Origin of the sequence: Nocardia arthritidis, from assembly GCF_011801145.1 — a bacterium.
GTDB lineage: Bacteria > Actinomycetota > Actinomycetes > Mycobacteriales > Mycobacteriaceae > Nocardia > Nocardia arthritidis_A.
Genome location: NZ_CP046172.1, coordinates 9,075,621 through 9,090,478 on the forward strand (window position 1 = coordinate 9,075,621; position 14,858 = coordinate 9,090,478).

General features: G+C 66.2%; 15 protein-coding genes, 1 tRNA gene and 1 pseudogene. 9 read left to right on the forward strand and 8 right to left on the reverse strand.

Annotated features, from left to right (window positions below; translation table 11 throughout):
• Nucleotides 1–48 precede the first annotated feature (48 nt).
• Nucleotides 49–1,719: an FAD-dependent oxidoreductase gene (locus F5544_RS41105; protein WP_167479844.1), complete on the reverse strand. Its 1,671-nt coding sequence runs from the start codon at nucleotides 1,717–1,719 to the stop codon at nucleotides 49–51.
• Between the two features lie 145 nt (nucleotides 1,720–1,864).
• Here F5544_RS41105 and F5544_RS41110 point away from each other — a divergent pair, with 145 nt between their 5' ends.
• Complete coding sequence (locus F5544_RS41110) at nucleotides 1,865–2,356, forward strand: SixA phosphatase family protein (RefSeq protein WP_167478139.1); 492 nt, start codon at nucleotides 1,865–1,867, stop codon at nucleotides 2,354–2,356.
• Nucleotides 2,357–2,363: 7 nt separating this feature from the next.
• Here F5544_RS41110 and F5544_RS41115 read toward each other — a convergent pair whose 3' ends face one another.
• Complete coding sequence (locus tag F5544_RS41115) at nucleotides 2,364–2,567, reverse strand: hypothetical protein (protein ID WP_167478140.1); 204 nt, start codon at nucleotides 2,565–2,567, stop codon at nucleotides 2,364–2,366.
• 104 nt (nucleotides 2,568–2,671) lie between these two features.
• Between F5544_RS41115 and F5544_RS41120 the strand changes: the two genes are divergently transcribed.
• Together F5544_RS41120 and F5544_RS41125 are read left to right on the forward strand one after the other, a co-directional pair.
• Nucleotides 2,672–3,112: a MerR family transcriptional regulator gene (locus F5544_RS41120; RefSeq protein ID WP_167478141.1), complete on the forward strand. Its 441-nt coding sequence runs from the start codon at nucleotides 2,672–2,674 to the stop codon at nucleotides 3,110–3,112.
• A 13-nt stretch (nucleotides 3,113–3,125) separates the two neighbouring features.
• Nucleotides 3,126–4,139 (forward strand): aldo/keto reductase, encoded by a 1,014-nt coding sequence (locus F5544_RS41125; protein ID WP_167478142.1) that lies wholly within the window; start codon nucleotides 3,126–3,128, stop codon nucleotides 4,137–4,139.
• Between the two features lie 70 nt (nucleotides 4,140–4,209).
• On the opposite strand, the gene F5544_RS41130 is transcribed toward F5544_RS41125, so the two are convergent.
• Nucleotides 4,210–4,380 (reverse strand): hypothetical protein, encoded by a 171-nt coding sequence (locus F5544_RS41130; RefSeq protein ID WP_174867497.1) that lies wholly within the window; start codon nucleotides 4,378–4,380, stop codon nucleotides 4,210–4,212.
• 167 nt (nucleotides 4,381–4,547) lie between these two features.
• Between F5544_RS41130 and F5544_RS47695 the strand changes: the two are divergent.
• The 3 genes and pseudogenes from F5544_RS47695 to F5544_RS41140 all read left to right on the forward strand — a co-directional run.
• Nucleotides 4,548–5,018 (forward strand): annotated as a pseudogene (locus F5544_RS47695) (carboxymuconolactone decarboxylase family protein); the annotation flags it as partial.
• A 12-nt stretch (nucleotides 5,019–5,030) separates the two neighbouring features.
• The gene (locus F5544_RS47700; protein WP_428847204.1) at nucleotides 5,031–5,342 is read left to right on the forward strand and encodes a GNAT family N-acetyltransferase; all 312 of its coding nucleotides are present in this window, start codon (nucleotides 5,031–5,033) and stop codon (nucleotides 5,340–5,342) included.
• Complete coding sequence (locus F5544_RS41140; RefSeq protein ID WP_167478145.1) at nucleotides 5,339–6,328, forward strand: pirin family protein; 990 nt, start codon at nucleotides 5,339–5,341, stop codon at nucleotides 6,326–6,328. The genes F5544_RS47700 and F5544_RS41140 overlap by 4 nt, the downstream gene beginning before the upstream one ends.
• A 35-nt stretch (nucleotides 6,329–6,363) precedes the next feature.
• Here F5544_RS41140 and F5544_RS41145 read toward each other — a convergent pair whose 3' ends face one another.
• Nucleotides 6,364–6,654: a VOC family protein gene (locus F5544_RS41145; protein WP_238846928.1), complete on the reverse strand. Its 291-nt coding sequence runs from the start codon at nucleotides 6,652–6,654 to the stop codon at nucleotides 6,364–6,366.
• A gap of 47 nt (nucleotides 6,655–6,701) precedes the next feature.
• Between F5544_RS41145 and F5544_RS41150 the strand changes: the two genes are divergently transcribed.
• Both F5544_RS41150 and F5544_RS41155 read left to right on the forward strand, forming a co-directional pair.
• Nucleotides 6,702–6,974, forward strand: a complete 273-nt coding sequence (locus F5544_RS41150; protein WP_238846929.1) for a MarR family winged helix-turn-helix transcriptional regulator — start codon at nucleotides 6,702–6,704, stop codon at nucleotides 6,972–6,974.
• A 127-nt stretch (nucleotides 6,975–7,101) separates the two neighbouring features.
• Nucleotides 7,102–7,740 carry a hypothetical protein gene (locus F5544_RS41155; protein ID WP_167478146.1) on the forward strand — a complete coding sequence of 213 codons (639 nt, stop codon included), beginning with the start codon at nucleotides 7,102–7,104 and terminating at the stop codon, nucleotides 7,738–7,740.
• Here F5544_RS41155 and F5544_RS41160 read toward each other — a convergent pair.
• Complete coding sequence (locus F5544_RS41160) at nucleotides 7,719–8,582, reverse strand: helix-turn-helix transcriptional regulator (RefSeq protein ID WP_167478147.1); 864 nt, start codon at nucleotides 8,580–8,582, stop codon at nucleotides 7,719–7,721. The two genes, F5544_RS41155 and F5544_RS41160, sit on opposite strands and share 22 nt — an antisense overlap.
• Nucleotides 8,583–8,682: 100 nt before the next feature.
• Between F5544_RS41160 and F5544_RS41165 the strand changes: the two genes are divergently transcribed.
• Nucleotides 8,683–9,690: an aldo/keto reductase gene (locus tag F5544_RS41165; protein WP_167478148.1), complete on the forward strand. Its 1,008-nt coding sequence runs from the start codon at nucleotides 8,683–8,685 to the stop codon at nucleotides 9,688–9,690.
• Between the two features lie 23 nt (nucleotides 9,691–9,713).
• Here F5544_RS41165 and F5544_RS41170 read toward each other — a convergent pair.
• From F5544_RS41170 to F5544_RS41180, 3 genes are all read right to left on the reverse strand, one after another.
• Nucleotides 9,714–9,789 (reverse strand) — tRNA-Glu (locus F5544_RS41170).
• 273 nt (nucleotides 9,790–10,062) lie between these two features.
• Nucleotides 10,063–10,497: a CD225/dispanin family protein gene (locus F5544_RS41175; RefSeq protein WP_167478149.1), complete on the reverse strand. Its 435-nt coding sequence runs from the start codon at nucleotides 10,495–10,497 to the stop codon at nucleotides 10,063–10,065.
• Between the two features lie 363 nt (nucleotides 10,498–10,860).
• A complete protein-coding gene (locus F5544_RS41180; RefSeq protein WP_167478150.1) occupies nucleotides 10,861–14,814 on the reverse strand; it encodes a DNA-directed RNA polymerase subunit beta' in 3,954 nt (1,317 codons plus the stop codon).
• Nucleotides 14,815–14,858 lie beyond the last annotated feature (44 nt).

Here is a 14,858-nt window from a genome sequence, read left to right on the forward strand (position 1 = left end):
GGCATGGACACCGGCCGCTGGTTTTCCGGCCGGTGTCCGTGCGAACGCTCAGCCCCGCGCGGCCTTGAGCAAATCCTCGCGGGTGGTCAATTTGACCCGCGGCCTGCCTGCCGATTTGCCCGCGGATTTCTCGGCCAGATCGATGGCCCGCCAGCCGTCCCGGTCGACCAGGTCGGGCTGCCGCTGCCCCAGCAGGGTCCGCAATGCCGCCCGATCCGCTTGCGGCACAGCAAGTTTGCCCGCCGTGAAATCGGCGATCAGGTGCTCGACGGTTTCCTCCGAATCGAGCCGGTTCGAGCCGATGACCCCGCGCGGGCCGCGCTTGATCCACCCGGTCACGTAAACGCCGGGCAGCGGCGTCCCTTCCGGCCCGACGACCCGGCCGTGCTCGTTGGGCACGGTGCCGCGCCGCTCGTCGAACGGCAGCCCGGCCACCGGTTCACCGCGGTAACCGATGGACCGCAGCACCAGCGATGTGTCGATCCGCTCGGTGCGGTCGGTCGGCCGGGCGGCCAATTGCCCGTTCTCGGAGACCAATTCGTTGTGCGCGAATTCGATCGCATCGACCTTGTCCGAGCCGAGCAGCGCCGTCGGCGATGCCAGGTAGCGGAAGACGATCCGCCGGTGCGCCGGATCACGCGGTGCGGCGGCATACTCCTTCGCGAGCGTGTATTTGAGCCGAAGTGACGGCTCGATATCCGGATCGTCGAGCAGCCCTTGACTTTCCGGATCGAGACCGAGCTCGGCGTCATCGATCATCACGTCGACGCCCCGCAGATGCGCCAGCGCCATGAATTCCGGCGAGGAGTACGCGGCCTGCAGCGGCCCGCGCCTGCCGAGCACGACGACCTCGCGAATATTGCTGGCGCGCAACGCGTCCAGCGCGTAGTCGGCGATATCGGTCCTGGCCAGCTCGGCCGGATCCATGGTGAGCACCCGCGCGACGTCCAGCGCGACATTGCCGTTGCCGACGATCACCGCCCGCTCACCGGACAGATCGAATTGCCGGTCCGCGTAATCGGGATGCCCGTTGTACCAGGCGACGAATTCGGTGGCCGAGTGGCTGCCCGGCAGTTCCTCGCCGGGTATGCCGAGGTGCCGGTCGGTCGCCGCGCCGACCGCGTAGATCACCGCGTGGTGGTGCGCGAGCAGCTCTTCATGCGAAATATGCTTGCCCACTTCGACATTCAGGTAATACTGCAGTGTCTCGCGCCGGAACGCCGATTCGAACATGCCCGCCACCAGCTTGGTTTCCGCGTGATCCGGCGCGACGCCCGCCCGCACCAGACCCCACGGCGTCGGCAGCCGGTCGAACAGCTCGACCTCCACATCGCTGCGCCGCAGCAGCTCGTCGGCCGCGTAACAGGCCGCCGGGCCCGCGCCGACGATGGCGACCCGCAGCGTGCCCAGTTCCTTCGGCGGGCGCGCGGGCGTGACGATCGGATCGAAATTCGATTCGAGCGGATGCCGCTGGAAGTACTCCGCGTTGACCTCGCGGTACCTGGCCAGCGACGCGGTCAGGTCGTCCTCGGCGTAGATCGCCTCGACCGGACAGGCATCGACGCAGGCCCCGCAGTCGATACAGGTGTCTGGGTCGATATAGAGCATCTCGGTGGTCGCGAACTCCGGCTGATCCGGAGTCGGCCGGATGCAGTCGACCGGGCACTCGGGAACGCAGCTGGCATCGTTGCAACAGCGCTGCGTGATTACGTAGGCCATATTGTGCAGATCCTCGAAAAGGTACGTGGGCTGGGCGACCCGTGGGTCCCGCATCTGGGGCTGCGGGCGCGCCGGTTGTGACGCCGCTTTCAGTTTGCCTCGAGTGTGGTCCAGACCTCTGCGTTGGACGCTCTACGGTATCCCTATGGTGCGGACCTTGATCCTCATGCGGCACGGCAAATCGGCGTATCCGGACGGCGTCGCCGATCACGAGCGGCCGCTGGCGCCGCGCGGCGAACGCGAGGCCGGCCTCGCCGGGCAGTGGCTGCGATCCACACAGCCCGCGATCGACGCGGTCCGCTGCTCGACCACGACGCGGACCAGGCAGACGCTGGCGGCGACGGGCATCGACGCGCCGGTGGTGTACGAGGCCGGGATCTACGAGGCCTCGCCGCGCACGCTGATCGAGCTGATCCAGCTCAGCGACGACGACGTGCACACCCTGCTGCTGATCGGACACGCACCGGGAATGCCGTGGACCGCTTGGGAGTTGGCGAGCAACCGGGATTCCGCGCAGGCCACCGAGCTGAGCCGCAAATTCCCCACCTCGGCGCTGGCGGTGCTGGAGTTCGACCGGCCGTGGGCCGATATCGATCCCGGCACCGGCGAGCTCGTGCGGTTCCACATCCCGCGCTGAGCCCGCGCTACCGCAGCAGTTTGCCGCCGACCACCACGACGACGCCGAGCGCCACGAGCAGCACGAAGGCGGCGAACCCGCCGAACAGCCACCACACGACGCCGAGCGCGACCAGGAACGGGGCCACCGCGATGGCGGTGATCACCGGACTTTCCTTGACGGTTTCCAGGGCCGAGTGCGCCCTGACCCGCTTGATTTCCTTACCAGGCATGGCACCCAGGGTAGGCCGGTTTCCCACCGCGCAGAATAGTTCTTGCTTGGAGTGCACTCCAGGTGACTAGCGTCGTCAGAGGTACGACGAGGAGGGCGAGGGCGATGACTGCGGTGGCACCCCGGGGCGCGGAGACCGAATGGGATCGGCCGCGGTATTCGATCGGCGAGGTATCCGAGCGATCCGGGCTGAGCCGCGACACTTTGCGCTGGTACGAGCGGATCGGCCTGATGGGCTATATCGGGCGCGACCATGCGGGCAAGCGCCGCTTCAGCGACCGCGACCTCAACTGGCTGGAGCTGATCGGACGGCTGCGCACCACGGGTATGTCGGTGGCCGACATGGTCCACTACGCCGAGTTGGTCCGCGAGGGTGAGCACACCTCGCCCGAGCGGCTGGCGATGTTCCGCAACACCCGCTCGGAGGTTCTCGCCAAAATCGCCGAACTGCAACAGACCCTGGCCGTGCTGGATTACAAGATCTCGGTCTATGAGGGCAAGACCAGCGGTGGCCGGACGGTCGCGGAGATAACGCAGCACTGCTGAAAGGACGCGGGATATGACCGCAAAACTGCCGACCACGAAACTCGGTGCGAGCGGCATCGATGTGGGTGTGCAGGGACTCGGCTGCATGGGCATGAGCGACGCGTACGGCACGGCCGCCGATCCGGCCGTCGCGCGCGAAACCCTGGACAAGGCTTTGGAACTCGGTGTCACACTATTCGATACGGCCGATGGCTACGGAATGGGCCGCAACGAGGAACTGCTGAGCGATTTCGTGCGGGCCAATCGCGAGCAGGTGTTGCTGGCCACCAAATTCGGGATCGTGCGCAAGGCCGACGATCCGGGCTATTTCGGAATCGACAACTCCCCCGGCTACATTCGCACGGCCATCGAGGCCAGCCTGCGCCGCCTCGGCATCGACACCATCGATCTGTACTACATGCACCGCCGGGATCCGCAGGCGCCCATCGAGGAAACCGTCGGCACGCTGGCGGAGCTCGTGCGGCAGGGCAAGATTCGGGCCATCGGATTATCCGAGGTGACCGGACCCGAACTGCGCGCGGCACATTCGGTGCATCCGATCGCGGCGGTGCAGTCGGAGTGGTCGCTGTTCTCCCGGGATGTGGAGAACGCCGTCGTGCCGACGGCCGCCGAACTCGGTGTGGCATTCGTACCGTATTCCCCGCTCGGCCGCGGGTTCCTCAGCGGATCATTCACCACCGCAAGCGAATTGGGTGAGCATGACTTCCGGCGGCAGTTCCCTCGGCTCAGCGGCGACAATGCGGCACACAACCATCAGTTGCTGGAGCCGCTGCGCGCCATCGCGGCGGACCGGGGCCGCACCCCCGCGCAGATCGCACTGGCTTGGGTGCACGCACAGGCGAAAGTCCATGCGCTGCCGGTAATTCCGATCCCGGGAACGCAGCGGGTCGCGCGCGTGGTGGAAAACGTCGCCGCGGCGACGATCGAACTCACCGACGCCGAGCTGGCGACGCTGGAACCGATCGCGGGCAAAGTTGCCGGAAACCGTTCCTGGAATATGAATTTCATCTCCGCCGGTCGCGAATAGCAATCGATACGGAATCGGGCCCCCACACTGCCTCGGAGTGTGGGGGCCCGATCCTTTCAGCGTTCGCCGCTCAGCGTTTGGCGTGCCCGCCGAGGGAGGCGGTGATCACCGCGGGCGGGGTCCAACTCGCCAGCATGTTCGCGCGCTCCTGCGGGGTCAGATGATGCCTGGCCCACATCCGTTGCGCACTGCGGCGGCACGCGGTGACGAGCTCGGGCGCGGGGCGGTAGCGGAATGCCATGACTTTTCTCCTTCTCGAACTTGCCATTCTCGACCGGATTCGTTGGGCCGCGCGAGCTTTCGGAGATGATCTCTACGAGTTCCATATACCGCCGTAAAAGCCGGTTCCGGACGGGATCGGAGCCGCCGCCGGAGTGCGACTCGCGGGAAAAGGTAGACTTGTCAACCATGAAGCCCGGAGCGCCGCACGAACGGGTGTGGCTCGACAAGCAGACGCCCGAAGCCTTCCGCGCGCTCACCACGGTCGCCAACAGCGTGCGCGCCGCGGGCGCGGCGGTGGGGTTGGACCGCAAGGTGATCGAGCTGATCAATATGCGGGTCTCGCAGCTCAACGGCTGCGCGTACTGCCTCGACGTGCACTATCGCGCGGCCATCGCCGCGGGCAATTCCGAACAGGAACTCGCGGTGCTACCCGCATGGCGGCGCACCGATATCTACACCCCGGTCGAACAGGCGGCGCTGGCGCTCGCCGAGATAACCACGACATTGCCCAAGGAATCCGATATCGACCGTGAGTACGCTTTCGCCAGGAAGCATCTCAGCGAAGACCAGATCTCGGCCGTCATTTGGGTGGCCACCACGATCGGCGCATTCAACCGCGTATCGATCCTCAGCAAACACCCGGTAAAGGCACGGAAGGAACGCACAGGCATGACCGATCCGGCGGCGGAGACCAAGGTCGCGAACAATGGCGCGGCGAGCCGATACGAGATCCGCTACGGCGGCGAGCTGGCCGGCTTCGCCGAATACGACGAGCGCGACGACGAAACGATATTCGTGCACACCGTCATCGACGACGCATTCTCCGGTAAGGGCCTGGGCAAAATCCTGGCAAAGGAGGCGATCGAGGATGCCATCGCCCGTGGGCGGGCCATCCGGCCGCTCTGCCCGTTCATCCGGACATACCTGGAAAAGCATCCGGAATACGATGCGCACGTCATCGGTAAGGGGATCAAGCGGTGAGTGATCTCGAGGCCGATCCCGCGGTGGCGGTGTGCGAGCCGACGGCAGGGCCCGGCCCCGTCGCCGAACTCTATCCGGCGCGCGAGGTCCCGCTCGGCGGCGTACGCGGCGTCTTCGTGGAACGCGTACTGCCGCAACGGGATCTGCCGACCGTCGGCGCCTGGTGCTTCCTCGACCACTTCGGCTCGCCGACGGTGACCAAGACCGGGGCGCCGCCGGATATCGATCCGCATCCGCATATCGGCCTGCAGACGGTGACCTGGCCGTTCGAAGGCCGGATCCGGCACCGGGATTCGGTGGGTTCGGATGTCCACATCGAACCCGGCCAACTGAACCTGATGACCTCCGGCCGCGGTATCGCGCATTCGGAATACGCCGACGCGAACGCACCCGCCGGGCACGGCCTCCAGTTGTGGATCGCGTTGCCGGGCAGCGCAACCCGGATCGAGCCGCATTTCGAACAGCATCGTGAGCTGCCGGTGTACACCGCGCCCGGCATCCGCGCCATAGTGCTCATCGGCACGTTCGCCGGACTGACCTCACCCGCCATCGCCTACACCCCGATCGTCGGCACCGACGTGCGGCTCGAGCCCGGCGCGGATGTGCGGATTCCACTCGAAATCGGTTATGAGCACGCACTTTTCGTGATCGACGGCCAACTGGAGGCCGCCGGTACCGAATTGACTTCCGGCCCGCTGCTCTATCTCGGCACCGGCCGCGACGAACTGCGGCTCACCAGCGGCGCGGGCGCGCATTTCGCGCTGATCGGCGGCGAACCGTTCGGCGAGGAGCTGGTGATGTGGTGGAACTTCGTCGGGCGCAGTCACGAGGAGATCGTCGAGGCCCGAAACGATTGGGAGAACCGCGATATCGCCCGCTTCGCCGATATCGCGGGCCACCCGCCGGACCAGCGCATCCCCGCCCCACCCCTACCGGGCCTGCACCTGAAACCGCGCAAGCGCCGAATCGGATCCAACCACGACTGACACACCGATCCGGCTCCGCGCCACAGCTATCCGAATCACGGCACTGCGGTGAAGAATTCGTAGCTGTGTCCGTCCGGCGCGCCGACATAGACGCCGCGCCCGCCCGCCAATCGGTTGATCGTGCGATCCCAGCCGTGCTCCGGCCCCGAGCCGTAGTCGACGGCGGGCCACTTCGACAGCCGGAACAGCAACCCGTCGAAGGTCTCCTCGTCGACGAGGAAGCCGAAGTGCCCCGGCCGGACCGGACCTCGATCGTCGAAATCGAAGGTCAGCTGATCGTTCACCGCCACCGGCACGAACGGCCCGGTCTCCGCGCCGACCGGCACATCCAGTAACTCCGCGAAAAACGGGCACGATCGTGTGGTTCAGGACGATGGACATCTCAACCCAACTCGGGCTCGATCATTCCGGCGCCAGCCGGATGGTTCGCGACGCCGTCGCCGCCGGATATGTCGAGCGCGCGCCGTCCGAATCCGACCGCCGCAGTGCCGTTTTGCGGCTCACCGCGCGCGGGCGGCGGCTGCTCGCCGACGCGCACGAGTGGCAGCGCACGGTTTTCGACGAGCTCACGGCGGACTGGAGCGAGACGGATCGGCGCCGGTTCGCCGGTTACCTGCAACGGCTCAGCAATCAGATGCACCCCTGACCGGCGCGAAAGCTGCCGCACCGCAGCGGATCCCAACCGGCGTGCGGCAATTGGGCCTTCCACAAAAGATCACGAAACGGTATCGTCGGCGGGCAACCGGACAATCGGTGGCGACGGAAGTAGCACGATGAGAATTTCGAAATTCACCGCGACGGCCCTACTCGCCATTGCCGCAATGGGATTCACCAGCGGCGCGGCGCACGCGGACCCGGCACAGGCACAGGTCAATCCCGCCGATCCACTGGCATTACGCGGCTCCTTCCACGAAATCGCCTACCAGGTAACGCCTTCCACGGACCGCCGAGCCACGGTGGCCGCGGTGCAGAACGGCCGGTTCGCGGTGACACACGACGGCAAGATCGTGACGTTGACCGACGAGTCGGGCAATGTGGTCGCCGCCATCCCGATGGCCGTGCATCTGTCCGGCCACCGCGTCGGCCTGCTCCCGACCGTCGACGAGACCGGCAGCACGCTCACCATCACCCCGGTGAACGAGGCCGAGGCGCCGGTGCGCGACGTCGACGCGCAGGAACGACTGATGGGCGAGGTCCAGCAGGCCATGCCGACCATCCTGGCCGGCGCGGGGATCGGCGCCGCCATCGGATTTCTGCTCGGCTTCCCGCTCGGCCTCTTCATCGTCGACGTGATCACCGTACCGATCACCACGGTCGCCGGCGCGGCCATCGGCGCGGCGATCGGCCTCGCCGTCGGCGGCGGTCAGCCCGCCGTCGACGCGGCGCTCGCCTACTTCGACGCCCAGCCCTGATCCACCGCCGCGAGCGTTTGGGTTCCGATGACGCGCAGCAGATTCAGCTTCTCCGCGGCATCGGTGCCCGGACGCGGCAGGTAAACCAGCACGCGCTGATCGGCATTAGGTGTCAACAGGCTCTCGCAGATGGTGTCGATCAGCCCGACCTCCGGGTGCAGAATGCGCTTCTCATCCGAAATACGCACCGCCACTTCATGTTCATTCCACAATTCATCGAATTCCGAACTGACCGAGCGCAATACCTTGATGTATTCGGTGACATCCGGGTCACCGGCGCGGCGGGCCGCGGTGGCGCGTAGATCCGCGACATGCTTGCGGCCCAGGCGATCCCAGTCCTCCTCCGGGAAAATCGCCTTGGACCCCGGATCGGTGAACCAGCGGTAGGCGTAGTACCGCTCCCAGCCACGCCGATTACCGTGATCACCGACCAGCAGGGTATGCATCCGGTTCTGCACCAGCACCTCGCCGAGATCGGAGATCACCGTCGCCGCGGTGTCGTCCAGCTTCGCGAGCACATGCATGATGCCCGGGCCGACATGTCTGCTCGCTCGGCTGCGCGCCGTCACACCGTGCCCGACGAGGTGATAGAGGTGGTCGCGCTCGTCGCTGCTGAAGCGCAGCGCCCTGGCCAGCGCGTCCAGCACCTGCACCGACGGACGCGGCCCGCGCGCCTGCTCCAGCCGGGTGTAGTAATCCGTGGACATCCCGGCGAGCAGCGCCACCTCGTCGCGGCGCAATCCCGGGGTACGGCGGCGTACGCCCGGCGGCAATCCCACCTCGGCCGGGGTCAGCTGCTCGCGGCGTCTGCGCAGGAAATCGGCCAATTCGGAGCGGTCCATGCCACCACTTTCCCGCACCGCCGTCCGGTAAGCCAGGGATCGGCGATCCCCCGATAAGCAATCTCTCCCGGCGGCGTTATCCGTGGTTCAGGCTTGAGCCATGACATCGAAGATCCCCACAGTTCAGCTCGGCAGCACCGGCCCGCGGGTCGGCCGCATCGGACTCGGCGCCATGGGCATGTCCGGCATGTACGGCGCGACCGACGACGCCGAATCCATCGCCACCGTGCACGCCGCCATCGATTCGGGCGCCAACTTGATCGACACCGGCGATTTCTACGGCATGGGCCACAATGAAATGCTGATCGGCCGGGCCATCGCCGAACGGCCGCGCGAGGATGTGGTGCTGAGCGTCAAATTCGGCGCGATGCGCGGACCGGATACCGCCTTCGTCGGCGTCGACGGCCGCCCGGCCGCCGTCCGCAACTTCCTGGCTTACTCGCTGCAGCGGCTCGGCGTCGACCACATCGACGTCTACCGGCTGGCCCGGCTGGATCCGGCGGTCCCGATCGAGGACACCGTCGGCGCCATCGCCGAGCTCATCGAGCAGGGTTACGTCCGGCATATCGGGCTCTCCGAGGTGAGCGCCGAAACGGTGCGCCGGGCCGCCGCGGTACATCCCATCGTGGACCTGCAGATCGAATATTCGCTGATCTCCCGCGGCATCGAGGCCGAAATCCTGCCGGTGTGCCGGGAACTCGGCATCGGCATCACCGCGTACGGCGTGCTCTCGCGCGGCCTGCTCAGCGATTCGGTGCGCCCGGGCACCACCTTCGCGCCCAACGATTTCCGTGCGCACAGCCCACGGTTCCAGGGCGAAAACCTCAACCAGAACCTGAAATTGGTCGAGGCGCTCGCCGAAATCGCACGCGCCAAGGATGTTTCGGTCGCTCAGCTGGCCATCGCCTGGGTGCTGACGCGCGGCGCGGATATCGTCCCGGTGATCGGCGCCCGCCGTCGCGACCGCTGGGCCGAAACCGTTGCCGCACTGGACGTTCAGTTGTCCGCCGACGAACTCGCCGCGATCGAAGCGGCCATCCCGGCCGACCAGGTGGCGGGCGAACGCTATGCCACCGCGCAAATGGCGATGCTCGACAGCGAACGCTGACATGCGCGATTGACGAAAATCGGCGACGCAGATCGGAATCGAACCGACGAGGCTCCTGAATGAAAGTCAGGCCGCCCATACCAGCAGAGCAACTGCGCCAACGAAAAAGGGCCGCTACGGATTTTTTATGCTCCGCGGCGGCCCCTTTTCGAGTTTCGCCTACGGATCACCGGCGGCGCGGCCGAGCCGTTCCGCCGACGACGCGGAAATCGCCTGCAGGACACGACGTTCCACGGCGGCGCGTAATACCCGCAACCTCCGCCTGAACCCCATCTCCGTAGCCATCATCCGCAACCTCTCGTCATTTTTCGGTCAACCGACCGTAGCAACAACCACCGACATGCGAAACCGAATTACCCACCGGGACGGCCGTCAAACGCCGCTGTTGGCCCGTGCGACGGCGTAAATGATCACGACAATGAAGCCGATCACATCGACGATCGCACCCGCGATGACCCATTTCTTGGTCCGCTCGGAAGCCTCCTGCGCACGCTGGAAATCACCCATATTCCACTTGGATTTCACCTGGTTGGCGTTCACGATCGACGCGATACCGAGACCGAGACCGAGCAAACCGCAGCACAGCGCGCCCACGATGGTGACCGCGATCGCCCACCCCAGGTAATTCTGCGGCGGCTCCCCCTGATAGGGCTGATATCCCCCGGGCTGCCCATACCCCGGCTGCTGCCCATACCCCGGCTGATATCCCCCCGGCTGCTGCCCATATTGGGGCTGATAACCCCCCGGTTGTCCACCACTGTTCGGATACGGATCGTTCGGCCACCCCGGCGTCTGCCCGTACGTCATTTATCCACTCCTTTTCAGGGGGATTTACCAACCTCCCCCACGTGAGCAATCTAACCGCCCGACCTCCCCGAGTCGAATCGGCCAACCCCACCCCGACGGTCAGCGGGCATCGATCAGAACCACTTGCACGATTATCCGGATCAGCGACGGGCCGGCCTCGCGCAAATTGTAGAAGATCGCCACGCCACCGATACCCCATTCGTAGGCATTCGGAATCTCATCCCCATCCGCCCGAAAAGGAATGGCGCCTTTGGCAAATCCCTATGGCCGGTCGAAGACGTCGTCCCGAAGCAGATCCTCATCACATGAAACGGCCCCCGCACCTTTCCGGTGCGGGGGCCGAATCTTGTTGCTACGCAACGACTACCGGTAGTCGCTGAAACCGTAGTCGTCGAGCGGGACCGCGGCGCCGGTGGTCTGGCCGAAGCTGTCCGGGCTGTAGTAGGTGTCGTCGTAGGACGGCACCGCGTACGCCTGGGCACGGGCCTCCTCGGTCGGCTGCACCTGGATGTTCCGGTAGCGGTTGATACCGGTACCGGCCGGGATGAGCTTACCGATGATGACGTTCTCCTTCAGGCCGATGAGCTTGTCGGAGCGGCAGTTGATCGCCGCGTCCGTCAGCACCCGGGTGGTCTCCTGGAAGGAGGCCGCCGACAGCCACGAGTCGGTGGCCAGCGACGCCTTGGTGATACCCATGAGCACCGGACGACCCGACGCGGGCTCGCCGCCCTCGGCGACAACCCTGCGGTTGGACGCCTCGAACTCGGCGCGCTCGGTCAGCGAGCCGGGCAGGAACTCCGTCGCACCCGAATCGATGATCGTGACGCGACGCAGCATCTGCCGGACGATGACCTCGATGTGCTTGTCGTGGATGGACACACCCTGCGACCGGTAGACCTCCTGGACCTCGTGGACCAGGTGGACCTGCACCTGACGCGGGCCCATCACGCGCAGCACCTCGTGCGGATCCGCGGCGCCCTCCAGCAGCTGCTGGCCGACCTCGACGTGGTCGCCGTCGGCGAGCAGGCGCTCGGAGCCGTCGTCGTGCTTGAACACGCGCAGCCGCTGACGCTTCGAGAGCTTGTCGTACACAACCTCTTCGCCACCGTCATCCGGGATGATGGTGATCTTGTAGAAGCGGTCGTCGTCCTCCAGCCGCACGCGACCGGAGACCTCGGCGATCGGCGCCTTGCCCTTCGGCACGCGGGCCTCGAACAGCTCCTGAACACGCGGCAGACCACCGGTGATGTCGTCACCCGCGACACCACCCTGGTGGAAGGTACGCATGGTCAGCTGGGTACCGGGCTCACCGATGGACTGCGCGGCGACGATACCGACGGCCTCGCCGATGTCGACCAGCTTGCCGGTCGCCATCGAGCGGCCGTAGCAGACCGCGCAGACACCGGTACCGGTGGTGCAGGTCAGCACGGAGCGGACCTTCACCTCGGTGATGCCCGCATCCAGCAGCGCCTCGATGGCCGGGTCGCCGAGATCGTGACCCTTGGCCACGATGACATTGCCCGCCGCATCGACCGCGTCCGCCGCCAGGGTGCGCGCGTAGGTGGAGGTTTCCACATGCGCGTCCCGGATGAGCGAACCATCGGCCTGCTTCTCCGCGATCGGCACGATGATGCCGCGCTCGGTGCCGCAGTCGGTCTCGCGCACGATGACGTCCTGCGAGACGTCCACCAGACGACGGGTCAGGTAACCCGAGTCGGCGGTACGCAGCGCGGTGTCGGCCAGACCCTTACGGGCGCCGTGGGTGTTGATGAAGTACTCCAGAACCGTCAGGCCCTCGCGGAACGAGGACTTGATCGGCCGCGGGATGAACTCACCCTTCGGGTTCGTCACCAGGCCCTTCATACCGGCGAGGGTACGGGTCTGGGTGAAGTTACCCGTCGCGCCCGAGTCGACGATCGTGATGATCGGGTTGTCCGGCGGGTAGTGCGCGCGCAGCGCCTTACCGACCTCTTCGGTCGCCTCCTGCCAGATCTTGACCAGGGCGTTGTTGCGCTCCTGGTGGTCGAGAGCACCGCGCTGGTACTTCTTCTCGATCTGGTCGGACTGCGCCTCGTAGCGCTCCATGATCTCCGCCTTCTCCGGCGGCACCAGGACGTCCGACATGGAGACCGTGACACCCGAACGCGTTGCCCAGTAGAAGCCCGCGTCCTTCAGCTTGTCGACGGTCTGCGCGACCACGATCATCGGGTACCGCTCGGCGAGATCGTTGATGATCGTCGCCTGCCGCTTCTTCGGCATCGGCTCGTTGATGAACGCGTAGTCCGTCGGCAGCAGCTCGTTGAACAGCACCCGGCCCAGCGTGGTTTCGATGTTCCAGGCGTCGCCGCGCTGCCAGCCCTCGGGGAAGAGCTCCGCCTCGATCTCCTTCGGCGGACGCTGAGTCGTCAAGCGCACCTTGATCTTCGAGCGCACGGTGAGCTCGCCGCGGTCCACCGCCATCTGCGCCTCGGCCGGCGAGGAGTACACGCCGAACTCCGGCTCGTCCTTCGTGGCGGGCCGGTACTCGCCCTTCGCGCCCTCTTCGAGGCGGGTCAGGTAGTACAGACCGGTCACCATGTCCAGACGCGGCATGGCCAGCGGGCGGCCCGACGCGGGCGACAGGATGTTGTTCGAGGACAGCATCAGGATGCGGGCCTCGGCCTGCGCCTCCGCGGACAGCGGCAGGTGCACGGCCATCTGGTCACCGTCGAAGTCGGCGTTGAACGCCTCACAGACCAGCGGGTGCAGCTGGATGGCCTTACCCTCGACCAGCTGCGGCTCGAAGGCCTGAATACCGAGGCGGTGCAGGGTGGGCGCGCGGTTCAGCAGCACCGGATGTTCGGCGATGACCTCTTCGAGGACGTCCCACACCTGCGGCCGCTGCCGCTCGACCATCCGCTTGGCGGACTTGATGTTCTGCGCGTGGTTCAGATCCACCAGGCGCTTCATCACGAACGGCTTGAACAGCTCCAGCGCCATCAGCTTCGGCAGACCGCACTGGTGCAGCTTCAGCTGCGGACCGACGACGATGACCGAACGGCCCGAGTAGTCGACGCGCTTACCGAGCAGGTTCTGGCGGAACCGGCCCTGCTTGCCCTTGAGCAGATCGGACAGCGACTTGAGCGGACGGTTGCCCGGCCCGGTGACCGGACGGCCGCGGCGGCCGTTGTCGAACAGCGCGTCGACGGACTCCTGCAGCATCCGCTTCTCGTTGTTGACGATGATCTCGGGCGCGCCGAGGTCGATCAGTCGCTTGAGGCGGTTGTTGCGGTTGATGACGCGGCGGTACAGGTCGTTCAGGTCGGAGGTGGCGAAGCGGCCACCGTCGAGCTGAACCATCGGGCGCAGCTCCGGCGGGATCACCGGAACGGCGTCGAGCACCATGCCCATCGGCGAGTTGCCGTTGGTCTGGAAGGCCGCGACGACCTTGAGCCGCTTGAGCGCGCGCAGCTTCTTCTGGCCCTTACCGGTGCGAATGGTTTCGCGCAGGTTCTCGGCCTCGGCGTCGATGTCGAAGTTCTCCATCAGCTTCTGGATGGACTCCGCACCCATGGCGCCGGTGAAGTACTCGCCGTAGCGGTCGATGAGCTCGCGGTAGAGCACCTCGTCCACGATCAGCTGCTTGGGGGCCAGCTTGGTGAAGGTGTTCCAGATCTCCTCCAGCCGGTCCAGCTCGCGCTGGGCCCGGTCGCGGAGCTGGCGCATCTCCCGCTCGCCGCCGTCCTTGACCTTGCGGCGGACGTCGGACTTGGCGCCCTCCTGCTCGAGCTCGGCCAGATCGGCTTCCAGCTTCTGGGCACGGGCCTCGAGGTCGGCGTCGCGCTGGTCGGCGACGGCCTTCTTCTCGACCTCCATCTCCGCCTCGAGGGTGGAGAGTTCGTTGTGCCGCAGCTCCTCGTCGACGGCCACGATGACGTAGGCGGCGAAGTAGATGATCTTTTCCAGATCCTTCGGCGCCAGGTCGAGCAGGTAGCCGAGGCGCGACGGCACGCCCTTGAAGTACCAGATGTGGGTGACCGGCGCGGCCAGCTCGATGTGGCCCATCCGCTCACGCCGCACCTTGGCGCGGGTCACCTCGACGCCGCAGCGCTCACAGATGATGCCCTTGAAGCGGACGCGCTTGTACTTACCGCAGTAGCACTCCCAGTCGCGAGTAGGACCGAAGATCTTCTCGCAGAACAGGCCGTCCTTCTCCGGCTTGAGCGTGCGGTAGTTGATGGTCTCCGGCTTCTTGACCTCACCGTAGGACCACTGGCGGATATCTTCTGCGGTGGCCAGGCCGATCCGGAGTTCATCGAAGAAGTTGACGTCTAGCACGTAACTTCCTTTCCCCTGTTCGGGTCGAATTCGAGCAAAAGTTC